This window comes from Paenibacillus whitsoniae, from assembly GCF_003955665.1.
Classification (GTDB): Bacteria; Bacillota; Bacilli; order Paenibacillales; family NBRC-103111; genus Paenibacillus_E; species Paenibacillus_E whitsoniae.
On the sequence record NZ_RXHU01000128.1, the window covers coordinates 1 to 20,652 of the forward strand.

The 20,652-nt window shown below is 52.8% G+C and carries 10 protein-coding genes; 1 reads left to right on the top strand and 9 read right to left on the bottom strand.

Going from position 1 to position 20,652, the window contains the following annotated elements:
- Positions 1 to 104: 104 nt before the first annotated feature.
- Positions 105 to 743, bottom strand: a complete 639-nt coding sequence (locus EJQ19_RS30215) for an SdpI family protein (RefSeq protein ID WP_126144928.1) — start codon at positions 741 to 743, stop codon at positions 105 to 107.
- Positions 740 to 1,021 carry an autorepressor SdpR family transcription factor gene (locus EJQ19_RS30220; protein ID WP_126144929.1) on the bottom strand — a complete coding sequence of 94 codons (282 nt, stop codon included), beginning with the start codon at positions 1,019 to 1,021 and terminating at the stop codon, positions 740 to 742. The genes EJQ19_RS30215 and EJQ19_RS30220 overlap by 4 nt, the downstream gene beginning before the upstream one ends.
- Positions 1,022 to 1,206: 185 nt before the next feature.
- On the opposite strand from EJQ19_RS30220, the gene EJQ19_RS30225 reads away from it, so the two are divergent.
- A complete protein-coding gene (locus tag EJQ19_RS30225; protein ID WP_126144930.1) occupies positions 1,207 to 2,532 on the top strand; it encodes an MFS transporter in 1,326 nt (441 codons plus the stop codon).
- A gap of 295 nt (positions 2,533 to 2,827) precedes the next feature.
- Here the strand turns inward: EJQ19_RS30225 and EJQ19_RS30230 are convergent, their stop codons facing one another.
- The 7 genes from EJQ19_RS30230 to EJQ19_RS30260 form a co-directional block, all read right to left on the bottom strand.
- Positions 2,828 to 4,429, bottom strand: a complete 1,602-nt coding sequence (locus tag EJQ19_RS30230) for a response regulator transcription factor (RefSeq protein WP_126144931.1) — start codon at positions 4,427 to 4,429, stop codon at positions 2,828 to 2,830.
- A complete protein-coding gene (locus tag EJQ19_RS30235) occupies positions 4,422 to 6,257 on the bottom strand; it encodes a cache domain-containing sensor histidine kinase (protein WP_126144936.1) in 1,836 nt (611 codons plus the stop codon). Before EJQ19_RS30235 ends, EJQ19_RS30230 begins: the two co-directional genes overlap by 8 nt.
- A gap of 80 nt (positions 6,258 to 6,337) precedes the next feature.
- A complete protein-coding gene (locus tag EJQ19_RS30240) occupies positions 6,338 to 7,741 on the bottom strand; it encodes an ABC transporter substrate-binding protein (protein WP_126144932.1) in 1,404 nt (467 codons plus the stop codon).
- Between the two features lie 131 nt (positions 7,742 to 7,872).
- Positions 7,873 to 8,712 (bottom strand): carbohydrate ABC transporter permease, encoded by an 840-nt coding sequence (locus EJQ19_RS30245; protein ID WP_126144933.1) that lies wholly within the window; start codon positions 8,710 to 8,712, stop codon positions 7,873 to 7,875.
- An 18-nt stretch (positions 8,713 to 8,730) separates the two neighbouring features.
- Complete coding sequence (locus EJQ19_RS30250) at positions 8,731 to 9,630, bottom strand: carbohydrate ABC transporter permease (RefSeq protein WP_420901709.1); 900 nt, start codon at positions 9,628 to 9,630, stop codon at positions 8,731 to 8,733.
- A 949-nt stretch (positions 9,631 to 10,579) separates the two neighbouring features.
- A complete protein-coding gene (locus EJQ19_RS30255) occupies positions 10,580 to 17,077 on the bottom strand; it encodes an S-layer homology domain-containing protein (RefSeq protein ID WP_126144935.1) in 6,498 nt (2,165 codons plus the stop codon).
- Positions 17,078 to 17,278: 201 nt separating this feature from the next.
- The gene (locus EJQ19_RS30260) at positions 17,279 to 20,422 is read right to left on the bottom strand and encodes a DUF5695 domain-containing protein (RefSeq protein WP_126144937.1); all 3,144 of its coding nucleotides are present in this window, start codon (positions 20,420 to 20,422) and stop codon (positions 17,279 to 17,281) included.
- Positions 20,423 to 20,652 lie beyond the last annotated feature (230 nt).

The following is a 20,652-nucleotide window of genomic DNA, read 5'->3' on the forward strand; positions in this document are numbered from 1 at the left end:
GATAATCAGCAGCCGCGACCCCCTACTAGCCTACAAAAAACGTCCCTACATCCATTTACCATGGATGTAGAGACGTTGATCACGCTGACACTTATCCCGATCCCTCACTTCGGCATCCGCGCATACAGTACGTACGAATACAACACTGGAACCAAAAACATAGCGATCATCGCAGCGATCAGCACAATGACTGCCGTTCCGTTCGTTACGAACGCGGCGATGAAGGCGAAAACACCGCCTAGCATCATGAGCGGGCCGCCCATGCGATGCGTCTTTCGCCAAATCTCGTCATTGGCGAGTGTCCATGGCGTGCGGATGCCGAACGTATAGTTCGGTTTCACCTGCGTCATGAAATTGCCCATCACGGCAAAAAGAACGCCGATGGCCACCAGTACGATTTTGGACATCTGCACATGGTAGCCGAGATTATACAGCAGCATCCCCCAGCCCGCAGCGGCAAGCAGAATGCTGACCCCGATTCGCGTCACTTCAAAAGCCACGGGAAACTTGCTGAAATTGCCGCGTTTTGGATCGATGGCTCGAACCGCCTTCAGGAACAAGGGCATAAAGCCTAACAGCACGAGCACGATGATCATGCCATTTTTACTCATCCAGCCGTTCGGTTCGTTATTTGCGCCAAAATGGCTGGCCACTGTATCCGGCAGTTGGTTATACACAATGAGCGCCCAGATCGCGGGAGAGAAGCTGATGATCAGCAGCAAAATTTCCTTTATTTTTTTCATGGCTGTTCCTCCTCGGTATCATTCTTCTTCATCATCTTGAACATCCAGCCGATCACATCTTCGACCACCGTCGTATGCAGCGAATACACAATGTGCTGGCCCTGTCGTTCATCAAGCACAAGTCCCGCCTGCTTCAAAAGGTTCAGATGGTGCGAGATGCTTGGCTTGCTGATATTAAAATGCTCGGCAATTTCGCCGGCATTCCGGCTCTTATCCCGAAGCAATTGCAAAATCTCGCGTCGGGTCGGGTCAGCAAGGGCTTTGAAAGCCTCGTTCATTGCCACCCCTCCGTTCTTCCTATTTTAATATTTAGATAATTATCTAATAATTAAATTATGCCTGCTAAAGCCGCCGTTGTCAATGGGCCATACTTGTAATTTGGCTATTTCGGGGCATCTTTACTATAATTAAAAGGGACTGATTTCTCGGCAGACATCCTATGAACAGACTGGACGGTATCTTTATGAATGACAAAATTGTGATGCCCGTATGGACGATCGGGCTTTTTATCGTGGTGATGAACACGACGATGTTTAACGTGTCCATTCCAAGCATTATCCAAGATTTGCACATTACCGCGGATCTCGGTTCCTGGGTTATTTCCAGCTACTCGATCGGTTACGCGCTGTCTACGGTCATTTACAGCCGGCTCTCTGACGCCGTTACGATCCGCAAATTGCTCATGGTCGGACTGTGCGTGCTGGGCTTCTCCTCGGTGTTCGGCTTGTTCGCCCACAGCTTCGGCACCCTGCTCGCGGCTCGCATTCTCCAATCCGCCGGCGCAGGGGTCATGGCCGGGCTCGGACTCGTGCTCGCCAGCCGCTACATCCCGCCGGAGCGCCGCGGCTCCGCCATTGCCATGATCTCCGCGGGAAGCGCCATGGCGTTCGGGCTCGGTCCGATCGTCGGGGGCATCATCAGCGAATACTTCGGCTGGAATGGATTGTTCGCAGTGACCTGCCTCGTGCTCGTGATTTTGCCTGTGCTGCTGCGCCTGCTGCCGCGCGAAGAAGCCCCGCCGTTTCGTTTCGATCTGGCCGGCGCTTGCTATACTGTGGTCAATGCGGCCACGCTGCTGCTGGCGGTCACTCAGCTGTCGTGGCTATGGTTGGCGGTCAGCCTCCTTTCATTCGCCGTGCATGCCTGGCATTTGCGGCGCGGGCAGGAAACTTTCATCAACCCGACGCTGCTCCGGGACAGCACGTACCGTAAGCTCGTGGTGATCGGCTTTTGCCTGCTGATCCTGAATCTCGGCAATCTGTTCCTCATGCCGCTCGTGCTGGCCAAAGCGTTCGGCCTCAGTGCCATGCGCATCGGCCTGACGATTGCGCCGGGCGCCATATTGTCCGCTTTCCTCACGCGCTTCGTCGGCCGCTGGATCGACCGCTTCGGCAATATGCGCTTCCTGCTGCTCGGCCATGGCCTGCTCGCGCTCGTCCTGCTCGGCTTCTTCGCCTGCGTCGGCGCGTCGCCGTTCGTCATTCTGGCCGGCTACATCGTGTTCTCGCCCGCATTCTCAGCGACGCTTGCCTCGCTTAACAACGAGACGTCGCAGAGGCTGCCGAAGCCGCTGATCGGCTCCGGTATGGGGCTCATGCAGCTGATCCAGTTTTTCGGCGGCTCCATCTCCGTCGCCGTGTGCGGGCTGCTGCTTGAGCTGCAAACACACACGGCGCTTGTTCCGTCGTACAAGCATGTGTACGGCGTGCTGCTGGCCGTCGGCGTGGTCTCGCTGGGCATGCTGCTGTGGTACAAGCAGAGCGCTCGGCAGGAGGCTGCCGTGCAGTAGAGGTGAGGCGGCGCCAATTCCGCCAGAAGGCGCCGCCCCTTCACTTTGCTTCAGCCCAAACGCCTGCGAACAAGCAGGCATTTTTCTTTTTCCAGCTCGTCCAGGCGAAATGCCTGCGATAGAGCATCTTTTTCGCGCGATTTTCCTCATCACAGGCCGATCTGCCCAAGATTCCTGCTTTATCGCAGGCTTTCCCGGGAATCCGGCCGAAATGCAAAAAATTCCTGCTGATTTGCAGGAATCTCCCAATTGCAGAACTGGTATTGGGGCGGCGAGCGGGATGCGGTTGGTCCCCCTACCCCCGATATTCTACCGGCGTCACGCCGACATACGCTTTAAACGTTTTAATAAAATAGCTCTGATTATCATACCCGAGCATCTCGCAGATCTTGCTGCTGGGATGATTCGTCTGGTTCAGCAGCTCTTTGGCGCGCTCCATTTTTTTCCGCGTGACGTATTCAATGAAGCTTTCGCCGACTTCCTTCTTGAAAAAACGGCTGAAGTAACTCGGATTCAAGAAGCAATGCTCCGCGACTTCCTCCAGCGATATTTTCCGGTCAAGGTGCTGGGAGACGTATTGGCACGCCTTCATGATCTCCGGACGCAGGCTCGGTCCCGTGCTGCCTCCGGCCAGATTAGCAATGCCCTGCAGGTGCCCGGACAGCCAGCGCTTCATTTCATGAAGCGTGCTCAGGTCCACGATTTCTTTATGCAGCGTATCCGTCGAATAGCTCGGGCGTATCATTTGCAGCGACTGCCATTTCAGCTTCTGGTCGAGCAGCAGCTTGAGCATCCAGTCCTTGACCGTCTCCGGTGCGTAGGCCTCCGCCCGCATGAAGGCGGTCCAGCGTTCCACGACGTCGCCGATCTCGTCGGGCTGCTTCCCTAGCAGCACCTCGCGCAGCTCCGAATTGGCTTCATCATAATGCGCGAAAATATCCTTCTGCTCCACCGCCTCATGCGTTAACCGGGCAATGCCGCCTTCCTCCATATAAAAGCGCTGCGATTCCGCGGTCAGCAGGCTTTTCAAATTCCCTTTGAGCTGCTCCGGCGTCTGGCAGGCGTCTCCGATAAGGAACGACATCTCCAGCTTCAGCACGCGAAACAGCGTCGTCTGAATCGCCTGCACACACGCCGCCGTATCCTCGAACATGTTGCGTTTGATCCCCCGCCGAAACGTGAAAAGAAACAAGGACTCTTTCACCCCGTATGCGGCATGCATGACGCGGATGTCCATCGTTTGCAGCACCTCCTCCATCACATTCGTGATGGCAAAGCGCAGCGTTTGGTCTGAGGAAAACCGCTTCTGAGCCAGCTTAACATCTACCAAAAACCCCGCGGCGGCAAGACACACACTGTCCTCAACCAAGACGCCGTAGCCTTCGGCTTCCTTCATCCACTCTTGCGGGTTCAAAAGCGGCTGCTGAATGAAATTTTTGAGCCACTGTTCCTTGCGCAGCTCCTTCGTCTCGTCCACCAAATGGGACAGCTTGCTATGCTGCCAATGCGACTGCCTTTCGTCGTCCAGGCTCATCTTGCACTGCTGCAGCAGCTTTTCCAAATCTTTTGGATCCAGCGTATCCTTGATCAAGTAATCCTGCACGTTCAGCCGCATCGCCTGCTGTGCGAATTGGAACTCGCTGTGGCAAGACAAAATGATGCAGCGCATATTCCCCTTCCTCTCCTTGAGCCGGGCGATCAGCTCCAACCCATTCATGCGCGGCATGCCGATATCCGTAATCAGGATGTCCGGCAGTTCCCGCTGGCTGTCTTCCCAAGCACGGAGTCCGTTCTCATAGGTTCCCATGAGCGATAACCCCAGCTGCTGCCACGGAATGACCTCGGAAAGCAGCTCCAACACCGGGTAGTCGTCATCGACGAGCATGACTTTATACATATGGAGACTCCTCCCTCTTCGGAATGATCATTCGGATGGACGTACCTTGCCCCAGCTCGCTTTGCACATCCATCTGAAATTGGTCGCCGAACGTCATCTTCATCCGTTCCACGACATTCAGTAACCCAATCCCCGAGAACCCGCCGCCGACACGATCAACTGATGCCTTCACCGTCTCGCCTCGCGCAATCTTGCGGCGGAGCGTTCCCAGCTTATCGGCATCCATCCCTGCGCCGTTATCCTCGACGGTGAGCACCAGGTGATCTTTCTCCATCTGCGCGCGGATCGTAATCAGCCCCGCTCCGCGATTCAAACCGTGAATCAGCGCGTTCTCCACCAGCGGCTGCAGGAAGAAACGCGGCACCTGAATCAGGAACGCCTCTGATGGAATATCGATGACATAGGCGGTCTCTTCCTTTTGCCGCATATTCATCAGATCGACGTAATGCGAAACAAGGTCGGTTTCCTCGTGCAGCGAAATCTCATCCTGTTCATGGGAAATGCTCATGCGCAGCAGCTTCGACAGCGAGCCGATCATCGTCGCGCTCTCCGGATCGCCGCGCCGCATCACCTTCATGCGGATGGAGTTCAGCACATTGAACAGAAAATGCGGTGAAATCTGCGCCTGCAGCATCGCCAGCTCCGCTTTTCGCTTGCGGGCCTGCGTATCGGAGACTTCCGCGATCATATCTTTCACCTTATCCAGCATCTGGTCAAAGGAGTATCCCAAGCGGCCGATTTCATCCTGCCCCCGAATGCCGGAGCGGACGGACAGATTGCCGAGCTGAACCATTTTGGCTGTCTTGCCAAGCTGCATAAGCGGCTGCGTAAAGGTGCGGAGCAAGAGCAGCAGCAGGATGAGGAACACGAAGAACGACCCGATTTGCAGGAGAAACACGTTATTGAAAATCGTTGAAATATCTAGGATCGCCTGCTGGTAGGGCTGCAAAGAGACAAGCTTCCAGCCCGTCGGCCCCAGATTCACATCCTGCTTGGTGATCAGGAAATTCTCGCCGTTAATCGGCATAATCGCCGAAGTCGCCCCTTCCTTAAATTGCTGCAGGTAAGGCAGCTTCGTGCCGATTTTTTTCGGATTCACATCCGAAATAATCTGATCTTCGCTGTTCACAATCATATATTCGACTTGCTCGTTCAGACGATCAAACAGTTGATTTAATTGCTTTTCCAGCATCGTCACGACAACGTAGCCGTACAATTCTTTATTGTCCAACCGCAGCGTGCGCACGACGGAAACCTGGTAAGGGCTATCCATCTTCAACGTTCGGAACACGGTCGGCGTCGTGTCGGTCCAGAACGAATTGTAACCGTTGAGGCCTTTCAAACTTTCAAACCACTTCTCGCTTTTCAGCTCGAGCGGGTTATATTCGGAGATGGAATAATTCATGAAATAAGAGCCGTCCGTCAACAGTACCGTGACAAAATAATGCTCGCCAAGCGCCATCAGGCTCAGGCTGTCTAATTGTTCGATGACTCTGTTTTTATCGGTAAATTGGCGGTAAAAATCGTTCTGTCCCTCAGGAGCATTGCCTGAAGCAAGCATTTTAAAATAAGCGTTCATTTCCGGATTTAACTGCACATAGTTCGCGACGCTCAGCATTCTTTTCAACAAATTCGTAATGTTTCCGTTTAAAAGCAGGAGCGAATCCGAGGCGTTTGAAATCGCTTGCTTTTTCACCGCTGCCTGGGTGAGGCTGTTATAGATGAGCATGGTGCAGGCCGCAGGCACCAGAATACAGGCAATGGAAGCCACCATCAGCTTGTAGCGCACCGAGCGGATTGTCAGCATTTCTTTGAGCCGGGTAAACATCCCCACCAAGTCCCCCTCTTAGATGAAAAAAAGGGAGGGCCTAGCAGCCCGCCCCCTTGATACCGTTAGTATATCAGAGATTACTTTTTATTCGAAGCGATAATTTTGTCCACTTGCTCTTGGGAATTCTTGATCATCGTGTCGATATCTTCTTTGCCCAGAATCAGCTTCTCATACTCGGTGTTCAGCACTTTGTACACTTCCGCTTGATACGAAGCCGGCGGTACGACTTGCGAAGCTTTGGAGATGGTCAGCGTGTTCACCAGTGAAGCTTTGTCGACTTTCTCAGGGTTTTTCGTGCCGGCCAAAATCGTGTCGATGATTTTACCTACGTCATCGTTGCTGACTTTGCTCCAGGACGGGATGTTTTTGCCTTGCGCGATTTGACCTTCGGATGTATACCAGCGAACGAATTTGTACGCTTCGTCTTTATGCTTGGAGTTCGCGCCTACTGCCACATAGTCGGTTGTAACCGGCGTCAGGCCGTTCGGATCGCCAGGGTTGTTTTTCGGGAACGGTGCAACAGCGACGTTAAATGTGAGCGGCACTTTGTCGGTTCCGCCGATTTCCGTGTTCATCCAGGAACCGATCGCGATCATGCTCGCGGATTGGTTAAAGAACTGCGTACGGTAAGCCAGCTTCTGGGAGATCATGTCTGCATAAGGAACGGAGGATTTGTCTTCCTTCTCCATTTTCACGCGCAGCTCGAGCGTTTTCTTGAAGTTCGGGTCGGCCAGGTTGGAAGAGCCATCGGCTTTCAGCAAGTCCGCGTTGGTCGGCTGGTTCTCCATCATCAGCTTCAGATACTCCATCCAGCCGCCGCCTTGCGGACCGTGGAAGTACGTTCCGAAGCGCTTGGAGGCGCCTTCGCCTTTGGTCAGCTTTTTCGCATAATCGGCAAAATCGTTCCACGTCCAGTCCGTCGGCACTTTAAGGCCGGCTTCAGCCAGGTGGTCTTTATTCAGCAGGACGTACCATGGGTTGAATTTGCCCGGAAGCGCATACACCTTGCCGTTCAGATGCGTGTCGACTTTGTATTCGACCTCTTCTTTGTAGCCTTCTTTGGCAATGAAGTCGTCCAGCGGAGCCGCCATGCCAAGGCCTACGCGCTGTGCGTAAGAAGCCGGATCGGAGAACATGAGCACGTCGATCGTTTCGCCGGAAGCTGCGGCAAGGTCAAGTTTCTTTGTCGCTTCCTGTGTATCGCCTTTGTCGCTGAGCTGTACGAGCTCAACCTTGATGTTCGGGTTTTTCGCTGTGAATGCATCAAGTGTTTTCTTCCAGTTGTATTGTTCCTCTGTGCCGTACGTGTACAAGCGAAGTGTGACCGGGTCGGCTTTCGGCGCCGCCGTTGCTGCCGCTCCTGTCGATGCCGCTGCAGACGGCTGCGTTGTTGCTGTTGTACCTCCATTGCTGCTGCAAGCTGCGAGCATACCAACGACCATGCTGCCTGCAAGGACCCCTGACCAAATGTTCTTTCTCATAGTGAACCTCCCTATTTAGTTGATGTATCTTCTGCGTAATCACATTATATAAGCCTGCAAGGCGCAGCTGATGAAACAAAATTTACTCATTTCGCAAATATTTTTACTTTTATGGCTAAAATTGCTTTCCACTACCCTTTGACGCCGCCCACGGCGATGCCGTTCAGCACGTTCTTTTGCCCGATGATAAAAATGAGGACCAGCGGCAAAATCGCCGACACCGCAGCCGCCATAATCAGGGAGTAGAACTCGCCGCTGACGGAAGTGAATTTCTGCATGGCCAGTTGAATCGTAAACAATTTATCCGTGCGAAGAAATATGAGCGGGTTAAAATAATCGTTCCACGTCCAGCCGAACCTGAGGATCGCATACGTGGCAACCGCCGGCCGCACAATCGGCAGCCCGATCGCGTAGTAGATGCGGAAGTGGCCCGCTCCGTCAATTTTCGCCGATTCAATGAAATCCTGATGCAGCCCCATGAAAAACTGCCTTAGCATAAATGTGCCCAGCACGCTGAAGCTGCCGATCAGAATCAACCCGATATGATTGTTGAACAAGCCGATATACCGGTACAAAATGAACTGCGGAATGATCACCGCATACCCTGGAATCATGTATGTGGCAAGGACGATCATGAACAAGTATTTGCTTGCTTTAAACTGGATTTTGGAAAATCCGTAGGCGGCAAGGCTCGAAACGATACAGGAAATCAATGTAGTCAACACACTGATTTTAATCGAGTTCCAATAATACAGGTAGAACGGATAGCTGCCGAACCATACTTCCTTATAATTCTCAACTGCATGCCACTGCTTCGGCAGCCACTGGATCGGATAGACGAACACTTCGCTCTCCACTTTCAAAGATGTCACCAGCATCCAGAAAAAGGGCAGCATGAACAAAATCGCTCCGGCCAGCATCACCAGCGTGATGATCGTTTTGCGTAGGTTAAAGCCTGCGCGCTCTTCCATTTGCGTTTCGCTCCTTTCCTAATAATTCACCCATTTTTTCTGTGCAATCCATTGCCCCAGCGTAATCAGCATGACGAAAATGAACATGATCACCGCCATCGAGGAGGAATAACCGACTTTCAGGTTAACGAAGGCCGTTTCATACAAGTACCACAGCATCATCGTCGTGGAGTTGATCGGGCCGCCCTGCGTAAGCACGGCAATGATGTCGAACACTTTGAACGTCGAGATAATGCCCGTAATCAGCAGGAAGAAGGATGTTGACGACAGCAGCGGAAAAGTAATGCGCCGGAATTTGACCCAGGCATTCGCGCCATCGATTTCAGCCGCTTCGTACAAGTCGCTTGGAATCGCCTGCAGGCCTGCAATGTACACGATCATATTGAAGCCGATGGACACCCATACGGTAATCATCATGACCGAGAACAACGCAAAGTTCGGGTCAGCGATCCATTTTGGCGGATTCTCGACGCCCAGCGCGCTGAGGAAGGAGTTAATCGGTCCATAGGACGGCTGAAACAGTACCTGGAACACAATCGCCACCGCAACGATACTTGAAATATACGGCATGTAGTACGCGACTTTGAAAAAACTCTTCATATACACATGCCGGTCGATCAAGATCGCCAGCACCATGGAGATAAGCATATACACCGGTACGACGAGCAGAAAAATCAAGTTGTTGACGACGGATTTAATGAATTTCTCGTCCTGCCACAGCTTTTCAAAGTTATCCATGCCTACCCAGTGGATCCCTTTCATCCCGGCCACAAAGTTCCAATCGGCCAGGCTCAGAATAAACGTTGCGAGAATCGGAAGCAGCACGAGAATGAACACCCCGAGCAGCATCGGACTGACGAACAGGAACCCGGTAAGCGTCTCACTTCGTTGAAGTGAGCCTTTTTTTCTTTTTCTCACGGAAGCCAAGGCCTCCGGATTTGTTACTACGGAATCAACTGCGTTGCGCATAGCCGTTCACCTCAAATCCAGTAAGATTGAGATCATTATAGGGGAAAAAAGCAGCCCGGATATAACGCTATTTTGTGCATCTTCACCGTTATTTTTACCTAAATGCGGACAAGTACGCGTGCCGCTTATGCTGGCAGGAGATCCCCCCGCATGCGTTTGGCGGTCTTCCAAAGCAGGTCTCGAATGCGTGGCAAGAGGGGAGTGTCAGGTTCAGACAGCCGACAGTGCGCTTGACATGTACAGCGCCGGGAGCCAGACGGTATCAAACAAGTTGAGCGTCTTGATGTGCCCATGAACTGGAAAACCTCCAGTTCATTTCGCGTGAATACAACTCCAGTGCCAACTGGACTGGAAAACCTACAGTTCATTTTGTCGTTTTCGGAAGGAGGCTGCCAAATCGAGCGAATGTACTGGAGAAATTCCTGTTCAGCTCTCCGATTTGGGCAAAAATGCAAAAATGAACGGGAGAAATTCCAGTTCATGAGGGAGGGGAGCAGGCGAACGCGGCGAGCCCACTTATTCGTCGGCTTTTGCTGCGTTGCAAGCACATTTCTAGCTCACCAATTGCCTTACGGACACAAATGTCCATTAGCGGCGCTTCTTCAGCTAATCCGTGCTCTAACAGATAAAAACGTCCGTTAGACGTGTGAAACCGTGTCAACTTGCTTGGTTTCAAGTTTTATGGTCATTTCTGACCGTACGCTGGTAAAAATCGCCGATTATAGGCTCTGACGGCCATAAACATCCTCTCACCTCCTCAGGCATCGACTTTCCGCCGGCCACTTCAAGCGCATAAAAAGCGAGCCAACGCCGCTAACGGCATTGACTCGCTTTGTTGGTTCTGCTGCTCTCCAGCTTACGGGAGCAGATTCGCAATAGCTTGCGAAGTCTGCCCGGTCTATTGGAGCAGATTCGCAATCACTTGCGCGCTCTCCGCACGGTTCATTTGCGCCTGCGGCGCAAACACGTTGCCGCTGCGGCCGCTGATGAGGCCCCAGGCTTGTGCAGCGCCTACGGCACTCTGCGCCCAGTCGCCGACCTGGCCTTGATCGCCAAAGGCGCTTTGGCCCAGAGGAGGGGTCGTCGTCTTGCCATGTAAGTATTCGTACGCCCGCACGATCATAACGGCCATTTCTTCGCGCGTCACGTCCGCGTCCGGCGCAAAGGTGTCGGATGTGCGTCCGGTCACAAGGCCGGCTGCGCTCGCCTTAGCCACGACATCCGCATACCATGCGTTAGAGGCAACATCTTTGAAGCTTGCAGCATGGCCGTCCGTCAAGCCAAGTGCGCGTACGAGCAACGCTGCAAACTGCGCACGCGTCACGTTGCCCTGCGGATTGAAGTGCGTATCGTCTACGCCATCAATGATGTGCTTCGCCGCCATTTTCTTGATGACGCCGTTGGCCCAGAAGCTTGTGCTCACATCGGCAAACGATTTGTTGTATTCCAGCACGGCATACTTGGAGAAGTGGCTGACCTGTGCAACCATCATGCCATCTACCAGCTTCCCGCCGATAAATTCAAGCTTGCCGTCTTCCGCGATATAGTAGATACCCAGAAGATCAGGGTTCGCATTTGGATCTACTTTTAGCTTAAGCACCAACGGTTCCTTGAATGCAGTAACCGGAATCTTCGTACCGTCCGCCGAGACAACGCTCAGGCTGAAATTGTAGATTTCACTGGCTGCTCCCAGCTGAACGCCGGAAGGGCCGCTAAGCTTGCCAACTGTATCCTTCGGAGCAGCAACAGCTGTAATTTGAATTTGCGCACCTTCCGAACGGCCTCCGGCTGAACCTTGGATGCTGTCCAGCGCTGCCTTGGAGAACTCAATCGAAAGCTTCGGCATATCCAAGCGCAGCGCGTTGTCGCCCATTTTCTCTGCAGTATTCGCAGGAAGCACCACCGTCTCGATGCCTTCTGAAACTTTTACAGCTACAGCGCCGTTGGTCGCATTGCTCACATCCGCGTTACCCACTACCAACGTATGCGCAGGCGTTTCAGGGACTGCCGGCACTGTTGGCGCTGGGGCTGGGTCCGGAGTTGGGTCCGCCGGGTCTGGAGTCGGATCATGTGGAGTCACAATGACCGTTCGCGTAATCTCAACCGCCGCATTGCCCGCCAAGTCGCTGACGTTATAGTGGTACACATAAGTGCCCGCCACGGCTGTATTTACACCTTCAACCAGATTTCCGTCCTTCGTCACGGTCGTCATGATCCGGCCAGTGATGTCTCCGTCACGGTCATCCGCTGCCGTCGCACCAGCATCCGTATATCCGTCCCCCACAGTCAGGTTAACCACGGACTGCCCTGTCAGCGTAAGCACAGGAATGGCCGTATCCAGATCTTCAGCGATGTTGACCATACGTGTCACTTCAAGCGCGGCATTACCGGCCAGATCGCTGACATTGTAGTGTACGACGTAAGTTGCCGAAGTCACGGTGCTAATCACCGGAACCAGATTGCCGTTGTACGTGATCGTCGTCACGGTATTGGCTGTAATATCGCCATCACGATCATCCGTTGCCGTTACCCCCGCATCCGTGTAGCTGTCGCCTGGATGCAGATTCACAATCGGGGAACCGAGAAGTGTGATCACCGGCTTAACGGTATCCGGAATCTGAACAAGACCTGCGATCGCCGCATTTAACGCCTGCAGCGCCTGATCCACGTCAGCCTGAGCCGCCGCCCCATTGTTCAGCGTGCTAAGCGCGTTTGCCAGCGCCGTTTGAAAATCGTGCCAACTTTGTTCTGTATAGTTGTCATTTGCCTTTTCTTTGTTATCCGCATAAAGCGCCTGCAAAGCCGTTTTATCTATGACCTCCGACAAGCCCACAAAGGATAGAAGCGGCGACTGGTTGTTCGTTTTGGCAACCAGCTTCAATTTGAGTGTGCCGGCCTGCTCTTTGGTCACGGTGTAACTTTTCACCGCGTCGATCGTCGTGCCGGTCAGTGTAAAAGTATCCATCAGCACACTTTTACCGTCATATTCCAGATACACATCGGCCGTTCGCGTGACCGACCACCAGTCATGGGTCCCAAACGTCAATGCATACTTCCCGGCAGGCAAATTGTCGAACGCATACGTAAGGTAGGCGCCGTTCGCATTCGCCGTATAGATCCCTGTCGTCGTTTGCTTGCTGTAAGGACCGCTGACGATGCCTTTAAAGCTGACGGATGCCGCTCCGCTGGCATTGAATCCTGCGTAGCCCCAGCCCGTAGAAGCGTTATACGCTTGATCCGGTGTAGGGTTAAGCAGCGCTTTGCCAGAAGCTGTCGCAAGTGCCGCAACCGCTGTATAGGCCGGCGAGTTATAGCCTAATGCGCTGGCTGCCGTCGCGTTTAGATCGGCAAAATACAGCATATTCTCAGGCACAACTTCCACATAGCACACCGTCGTCAAATTGCCGTAAGTGCCGGTTACAGCCACTGTTGCGTAAGGGGTATCGAAGTTCAGACCCGTTAAATTCCAATTCACTGTAACTAACTGCTTTGATCCGTCCAGCAGCGTCGCTTCGACCTTCTGAGGAAGGTTCGGCTGATGACCGACATAGTTCGCTGCATAGAGTGGTGTAGCGAGTGATTGAATATTCCCTGTAAGCAGCCGGTTCTGAGCGGCGGTCAAGCGTGCGGCAAGCTGGCTGACGCCTTCCTGATCAAGACGGGAGGAAACCGGGTTGGTGAGCGCCGCTTGTGCTGCTGATAGTGCCGTCTCAAAGAGCGTCCAGTTGTTCTCAGTATACTCATCCTGACGGCTGACCGCTTGAGCAGCATTAACCGCATTCTGTAGCGTCGTCACATCCGGCGCAGCCTGCACGCCGCCTGACACGACAGCGACCGCATCCACGGCAAGGGTGCCGCTCACGACAGTCACCTGCACGGTATGTTGACCATAGCTCAGGCCGCGAAGCGCATAGGTCTGATATAACTCCTTCGAGGCAACCGTTGCTGCCGAAACCGCCACAACTTGCCCGTCAATGGTCACATTCAGCTTGGCGGATCCGTCATTCAGCCCGAGAATGTCCAGCCCAGTTCCTGTAAATGTGTACGACAGCGCTGCGCCTGCCGATTGGCTCGTCGAGATGGAACGCTGGTACACATACATGCCTTGCCCGTTCTGATGGCTCCATGAACCGCTGTAAACCAGCTTGGTTGCCGGCGGGGAAGCCAGATCGTTCATCTCCAGATTGTCGAGAAGCTCCGTGTAGTATGGCGCGTAACCGTCTACTGTCTCCACGCGCAGGTTATCAAAACGTACATTATAGTATCCGCTGGCGAGATCGACCCTGCCGGACAATTTCGGTGCCGCGTCCGTGTACTCTGCAAGCTTCACATTGTCCAGATAAGCGCTGATTGTAGCGCCGGCAACCTGGACTGCCATGTTATGCACAGCATCATAAGCCGTGTTGAATCCTTCAATCTTCACGCCGCCGGTTCCGGTGGCTGCATTGCCGCTCGCAACGGCGCTATTGTTGACCAATAGCTGCCAACCACCGTCGAACCAGAACTTGAGCACATAGGGCGTCCCCGTAATGGCGTGTGAGCTGCCGCCCCCTTGCGAACGCGCGCCGATCGCCGCATAGTTCGCACCGCTTTGTGTGCTGTTGTTTTCAAAAGAAACATCAATACTGGCCTTGTAGTTCATCCACCGATTGTCCCCAATGCCGGTGACGGGATCGCCGCTATTCCAGCTGCCGCCAAGCCCCATGCTGACCTTATCGACTTGCTGACGCAGCACGTAGTTCGTCGATCCGTCCGGCAAATACGCTTCGAACGCGCCGTTGCGGTCGGAGGTGTAGCGCGGAATAACGCTCTTACTGCCGCCACGGGAGTCAATATAGTCTTCGCTGCCGGCAATGTGGCCGTCAGCGCCGAGAACCGGTACCGTTTTGCCGGTATAATCGAAATTGTCGGCATACAGGATTTTATCCGTCGTATTCTGCACTGCTCCGGTCGCATCCGTATCAAGTACGGTACGCTCACCCTCTACAGGCAGCGACTTCGCGAAGCTCGCATCGCCATGCTTCTGCAGCGTGGTCACCGTCACGATCGAATAAGGCTTGACGTGAACCGTGTAGACGCCTCCGTTGTCTGCACTTACATTGCCCAAATATTTTAAATAGTTGCTGTTAAAAGCCGCACCTTGATTCGCTGCACGCGTCTCCCATACTTCCATCGCCGGGTTGCCTGTGTAGCTCATGTTCAGTGCCTGGAGCTTGTAGGTTTTCTCATATTCGCTGTCATTCACGATCACCGTCGAGAAGTTGCTCTTGTCGGGAGCGGCCAGCGTCATGTAGCTTGGCGTCCCATTGCGTCCGCTGACAGGGTTCGTCCCCGATGCGCCTGTGTAGCTCGCTTGCGGAACGGCCCGCCAAATGCCTGCCGTATTGGTATCATTCTCCCAGCCTGTATTGGCAAAGTCGCTGAAATGCTTCAAAATGATAAGCCCCGCATCATAGTGCATCCAGCCTGACCAAGGATCGCGTGCGCTAAGCAATTCTTTAAAAGAATACTGACCGCCTTCATAGAAAGATCCGATCGCCGGTTGGTAAACAAAATGGGTCCGACGGGAGTTTACGAAGCCTTTGATAATCGTATTGCCCATTTCCAGCGGGCCGCCGGTTCCGCCAATGCCTGTGCCGGCTACGGAAGGGTCCTTCATATTGTTGTTCGGGCGGAAAGCCGAGTTGCTGAAAGTCGCCTGCGCCTCGCTGTTCCATACCTCTTTGTCGAACTGCTCAGCGAGCTTTTTGAAATTGCCTGCGCTGTCGTCATCGGTGTTGTAGTGATAACCTGCGACTGCAACAGCATCCCGCAGGGTCACGTCGCTCACCATGGTGCCGCCGAACGAGCCGACGCCTACTTCGTCGGAAATGACGACTTTGATGCTGTTGTAGAGCGATTTTTCCGTATCGTTATTGAACCCTGTACTGTCTGACTTCACCTGACTGGCGTATTGCTTGGTCCATGTCAGATCTGGCGAGCTCTCGTTCACGCCCGGGTTCACATAATCGACCATGTAGCCGTATTGGCGATAGGCCGCTAGAATCGTATTTTTGTACCAGGTATAGATTTTATCGTTCGAATTTGCCCACCCCGGCGCGTTCCAGCGCAGGATGCTCACTTTCAAGTTCGGATTGACTTTCTTCGCATCCGCCGCAAGCTGGAAGCCGGGATGTCTGGCGACATTGGCTGATTCATCGGCTGTACGCATCGTCGCTGGATCCGGACCTGTTGAGTTGTTGCGGTCGTTGCCCATCTCAATTTTCACATGATCCATCAACGGATGATCCCCGCCGAACAAAATGCGAATCATTTCCGCGTAAGCCTCGGGATTCTCGGATTTGTAATCCATTAGAAGCGCGCTGGAGCTGTTGCCGCTGAGCACGCCAAAACCTTTGAACGTGAGACCGTTGAGATTGTCGGCCTTCACATCATTACCATCCAGCGTTACTTTCACAAGGGAGGCTGCCGCTTGCTTCGCATCCGCAATCATTTGCTTGATGCCCCCCTGGGCAATGGCAAACCAGCTCAGGATCGGCTTCTCATTCGCGACGTAAGCATACGTCAACGTCATCGCGACACTAGTATCAATATCTGCGGGAATCGTAAATTCACTGGAGATAAACTTCGTCGTATTCGTATTGAATTGGTCAAAAAGAAGCGTCTTCTTAGCACCGCTTTGATCGGTATATTCCAGTTGAGGCCTCATATCGCGAGAGCGTGTCCCATACCAGTCGTAGAAGCCGCTGCTTAGCGTATATGTTCCGGCTTCAAGCGCTTTTAATTTATAAATAATATGCTGAGTAGCCGGATCGGCCCTAAGTCCCACCACCCAAATAGACGGATCCGTTGCTGGATTGGTCAAATTCCCGTTTTGGGCATTTTTCACTTTCTGCACCGAATCATCAAAGCCCCAGTCCGTTGTGCCGCTGACATACCTCTGATCCGGCGCTAGGTTAAGCAAATTAGAGCCGGTTAATTGCTTTACAGCTTCAAAGACCGGCGATGTCGTAGCGGGATTGCCATAGGAATCGCCGCCCCGGCCGCTGTCCACAAAATAAACCAACGGATTGCTTGCCGGCGGAATCACTTCTACGCTGGCCGAAACCGACTGGCCCCCGGCGGTACCGGTAACCGTTACCGTGTCGTAAGGCACGGCAAACGCGTCGTCGCTGATGCTCCAGGTGACAGGCGTACTCTGTCCGTCAATCTGAACCGTCGCCGGCAGCGTAGTACCTGTCGCGGAGTTTGACCCCATATAGGCGGCAGCAAAGACGGGTGTCACCGTGGCCGCTGAAACCGTCGGCAAGCTGAATGCTGGGATTAATTCAAGCACGAGCAATGTACTCATAGCAATTGCGCTGATCTTGTTCCTGACCAAATGCTTCATGCTCATTCACATATCCTCCTTGTACGACTTTACTTGCATATTGCCTATTGTAGCGGGATATGGAATCGCTATGATGCAAATATCTTTACTGATCGTGTGGTTATTTTTACTGAATGTGCAAGATTAAGTGAGGTATGGTCCTTCGCCCAGACAATAAAAAAGGCTGTTCGATCGTAGAGTTCTCTACAAATCGAACAGCCCAATTATTTAAGTACCGAAAACCCTCCACGACTCAATGCCTGTTGAGAACGTAGATTTAGCTGTCACATTGACGCGAATCTTGGTCGTCGATACCGGCGTGAAGGTCGTTGTATTATACTGATTCGGCAGCAAACCTAAGCCGGATGGACTGGCGACATTGACCCAAGCGGTACCGTTCCAATATTGAATGGTGTAGGAAGCAGGAAGATCGATACCTTGGTCATCATCAAACCAATAAATCGCTGTACTGGAAAGCGTCTTCGCAGAGGCAAAATCATATTGCACCCACTGCGTCGTCCCTGGATTATCCCAGTTGCCATACACCGCGTGTCCTCTGTCATTTGAACTCGTTGGCGTATACCCGTCATTCAACCCAGCCAGACTTTCCCATGCCGATACGAAGGATGTCGTGGCTGTGCCTTGAGGAGCCACATCGATAGGTCCTGATGGTGTGCCGGCTTGCAGCTTAACATCATAGGTAGCATTAGTTCCAATATTAAGACTCACAACCGTTTTGACGCCATTGGCCACATTAACAGTCCCCGTTACGGCATTGTTCACCAGCACATTGTACGTACCCGCAGCAAGCCCGGTAAACGTCACTTTGGTCACATGAGCGGAGGATGGCGTTGCATTTTTCAATGTAAAATTCACATCGTTTTTCGCTGCAGCCACAATGGCTGAAGTATACTGATCTCTCTCAAGCTCCATCGAGAGCTTTTCAGTAATAAGGTTCAGACGTTTACTTAAACCGTCTTTAGGGGTAATCGTGTATTTTCCGCTATTCAGCGTCACATCTGCCCCGTAGCCATACAAGCCAAAAATCGGATCCACGGAGACGTCGGCACTTAATACTTTTAACGCACCGAACAAGCCTAAGTCGGCTTCCCCGCTCATTCCGCGCCAGCCATTGAATAAAGGTCCTCCGTCGAGTCCAAGCGCGCCATAGTTGCCTTTGTTCGCCTGGTACGTCCAGGACACCGCGCCGATATTCGCCGGGTCGCTGCTGATCTGACCGGAATTGATCGCGCTAACGTTGGCGATTTTCGCCGCATAGGACAACCGCTGCTCGACTTCCGGCTTCGTGGAACTCGTTCTGATCCAATCATCCATCGCATAGCCGGCCAAGGATGTGCTGTACTGGAAGTTCCACCAGTTATCGCCGGTAATGGTCACAGGATCCGCATAGTAGTACCAGACTGGCATATGCCCGCGCGAGGCGCGTGTTTTGGCATTGATTTTTCCTCTGATTGTGTTGTTATTGTTCATCGTCGCCAGCATATACACCGACTCTTCGCCGGTATTGTCGTAGCTGTACTCCGAGCCGTATGGATAGGCGTTTGCGGAGAAGTTGGCGTATTTCGTCGCCATTTTGCTGATGACATCGTTGGCCTGTGTCGTGTAGCCCTCCGCTTGCAGCGCCTTTATGATATCAGGCGTCGTCAGTTCGCCCATAAGCCCCGTCGACCAATTATAGGCCACAGGACCGTCATAGAGAGCTTTCAAAATATTATAAGCCCGCAGTAAATAGGTCGTCGCCGGGTTTTTATAAGTGATTAGATTCGGGTACAGCTTCGCGATTTTATACATGCTGAAATAGGTGTTATAAATATGCGGGTAGGCATAGCCCCGATAAGTCGGCGTCGTATTCGGCTGCGGCATCAGGAAGTCCGGCACCAGATAATCGGTGTGATGGCCTGCCATCAGGTTCGTCCACACCGCAGTCTCCAAATAATTATCGACCGCCGTGACCTCGGAAGCGACCGGATTCAGCGCATTCTTTTCCGCCAGAAATTGACCGTGCGTCAAGCCCCAATCGTCGCCCCAGCCCCAATAACCGGCAAAGCTGTTGCGTTTGGCTTTATTTTGCATCATCCAGTCGTCAAACACTTTATCCCGAAGGTCGCCGGGAAGATTCCACTGCTGATTGTTCACCATAAAGGTCGCATGACGCTGCAGCGCCGTATCGATCGGTTCGATCGCGTAGAACTGGAGCACGGTTTGTTCGCCGGAACCGTACTGGACTGTAATGTTGTTCTGTCCGAGATGAGACATGGTAAGTTGATACAGCTTATGATTCGTGCCTGTTGTGCCGAGTGAGGTAATCGTGGTCTCGGAAGGGTATTGCGGCGTGATCGCTGTAATCGTTTTGGAGGTATGCAAATCGAATTTGGCCGTTTGGTTCGTCGGTACGATCATGCCCGGCACCACATTAAAATCAATCATACCCTCGCTATAAAGCCGATCCTGAACCGCGTACTCGTCAGCCACTTTGAAAAACTTAAACGCATACGTTTTACTTGCGCCCGGTGCAAGCGTTAAGCTTGTGTTCGGCAGGTAGCCCCGGTTGTTGCTTTTGATGACATTCGAGTGGATATAATAAACGTTAAGCCCCTTGGAATAACCGCCTTGATCTGCTGCCCACTTGCTGCCCGGGTGCTCCTCCACCCGCCAGTTATCTTGATATTCAAGTCCTGCACCCGTTGTCGTATCAGGTACCATCATCAGAAAAGGTCCGATGCCGCTAGGACGCTGAGCAATCAAATACGAGCTGTTATTGCCAATGAATGCATGCGAAATCGTGCGCGTTTCGTAAATTTCATCATTATTGCCGGCCGTAAAAAACTCGTTAAAAGGGAGCGGAAGCCCAAAATCGCCGATTTCCAGCGTCTGCGTGCTCGTGTTCGTCACCGTGATTTGCCATTTTAAATAATCGCTAACGAGCGAGTAGCTTTCATCCACTTTGAAGTTCTTGATGCCGGAGGCATTTGCGGAGTTCTGGTAGCTGACCGTAATGGTTGAGCCGCTTTGCGTGACGGTGCGGGCATCGCCCGATTTGCTCGTGAGCGCTTCCGTCCAAGCGCCTGTGCCAAGGCGGTACTTGAACATGAGTTCACCGGCCCATTGGTGATCCGCCGTATTTTGATTCGGCGCGTTCGTTGCATTCATCACATAATTCGTTGGGTACGTGTCGCCCGTAAGCTTTAACGACGTAATTTCACCGTTCGTTCCCGTCTCGACGTTGAAGTAGCTGTTCGAGATCGTGTTCGCCGACACTAACTGCGGAATCAAAATGAGAGCGCTTGCAGTAATGGCCGAGGCGAAGAGCGTTTGTACGGATTTGGATGCTGCAAGGTGTTTCCACCACATGCTCCTGGGTTGTCTCAAGCTTAAACCTCCTCATAAGAAATGTTAGATTTCTTCCGTCACATCATGCTGTTGCGATGCACTTCAGATTGGCTGTGCGATCCCCTCCTCCTGATAGATTCACGCTTAGATACCCGGGATCTATCACTGAAGTGTTGCCCGATCCCGATAGATTCATCATACTGATTCGATCGAGGTGCGGCATTAATTTTCCCAACACGTTTTTTCGAAAT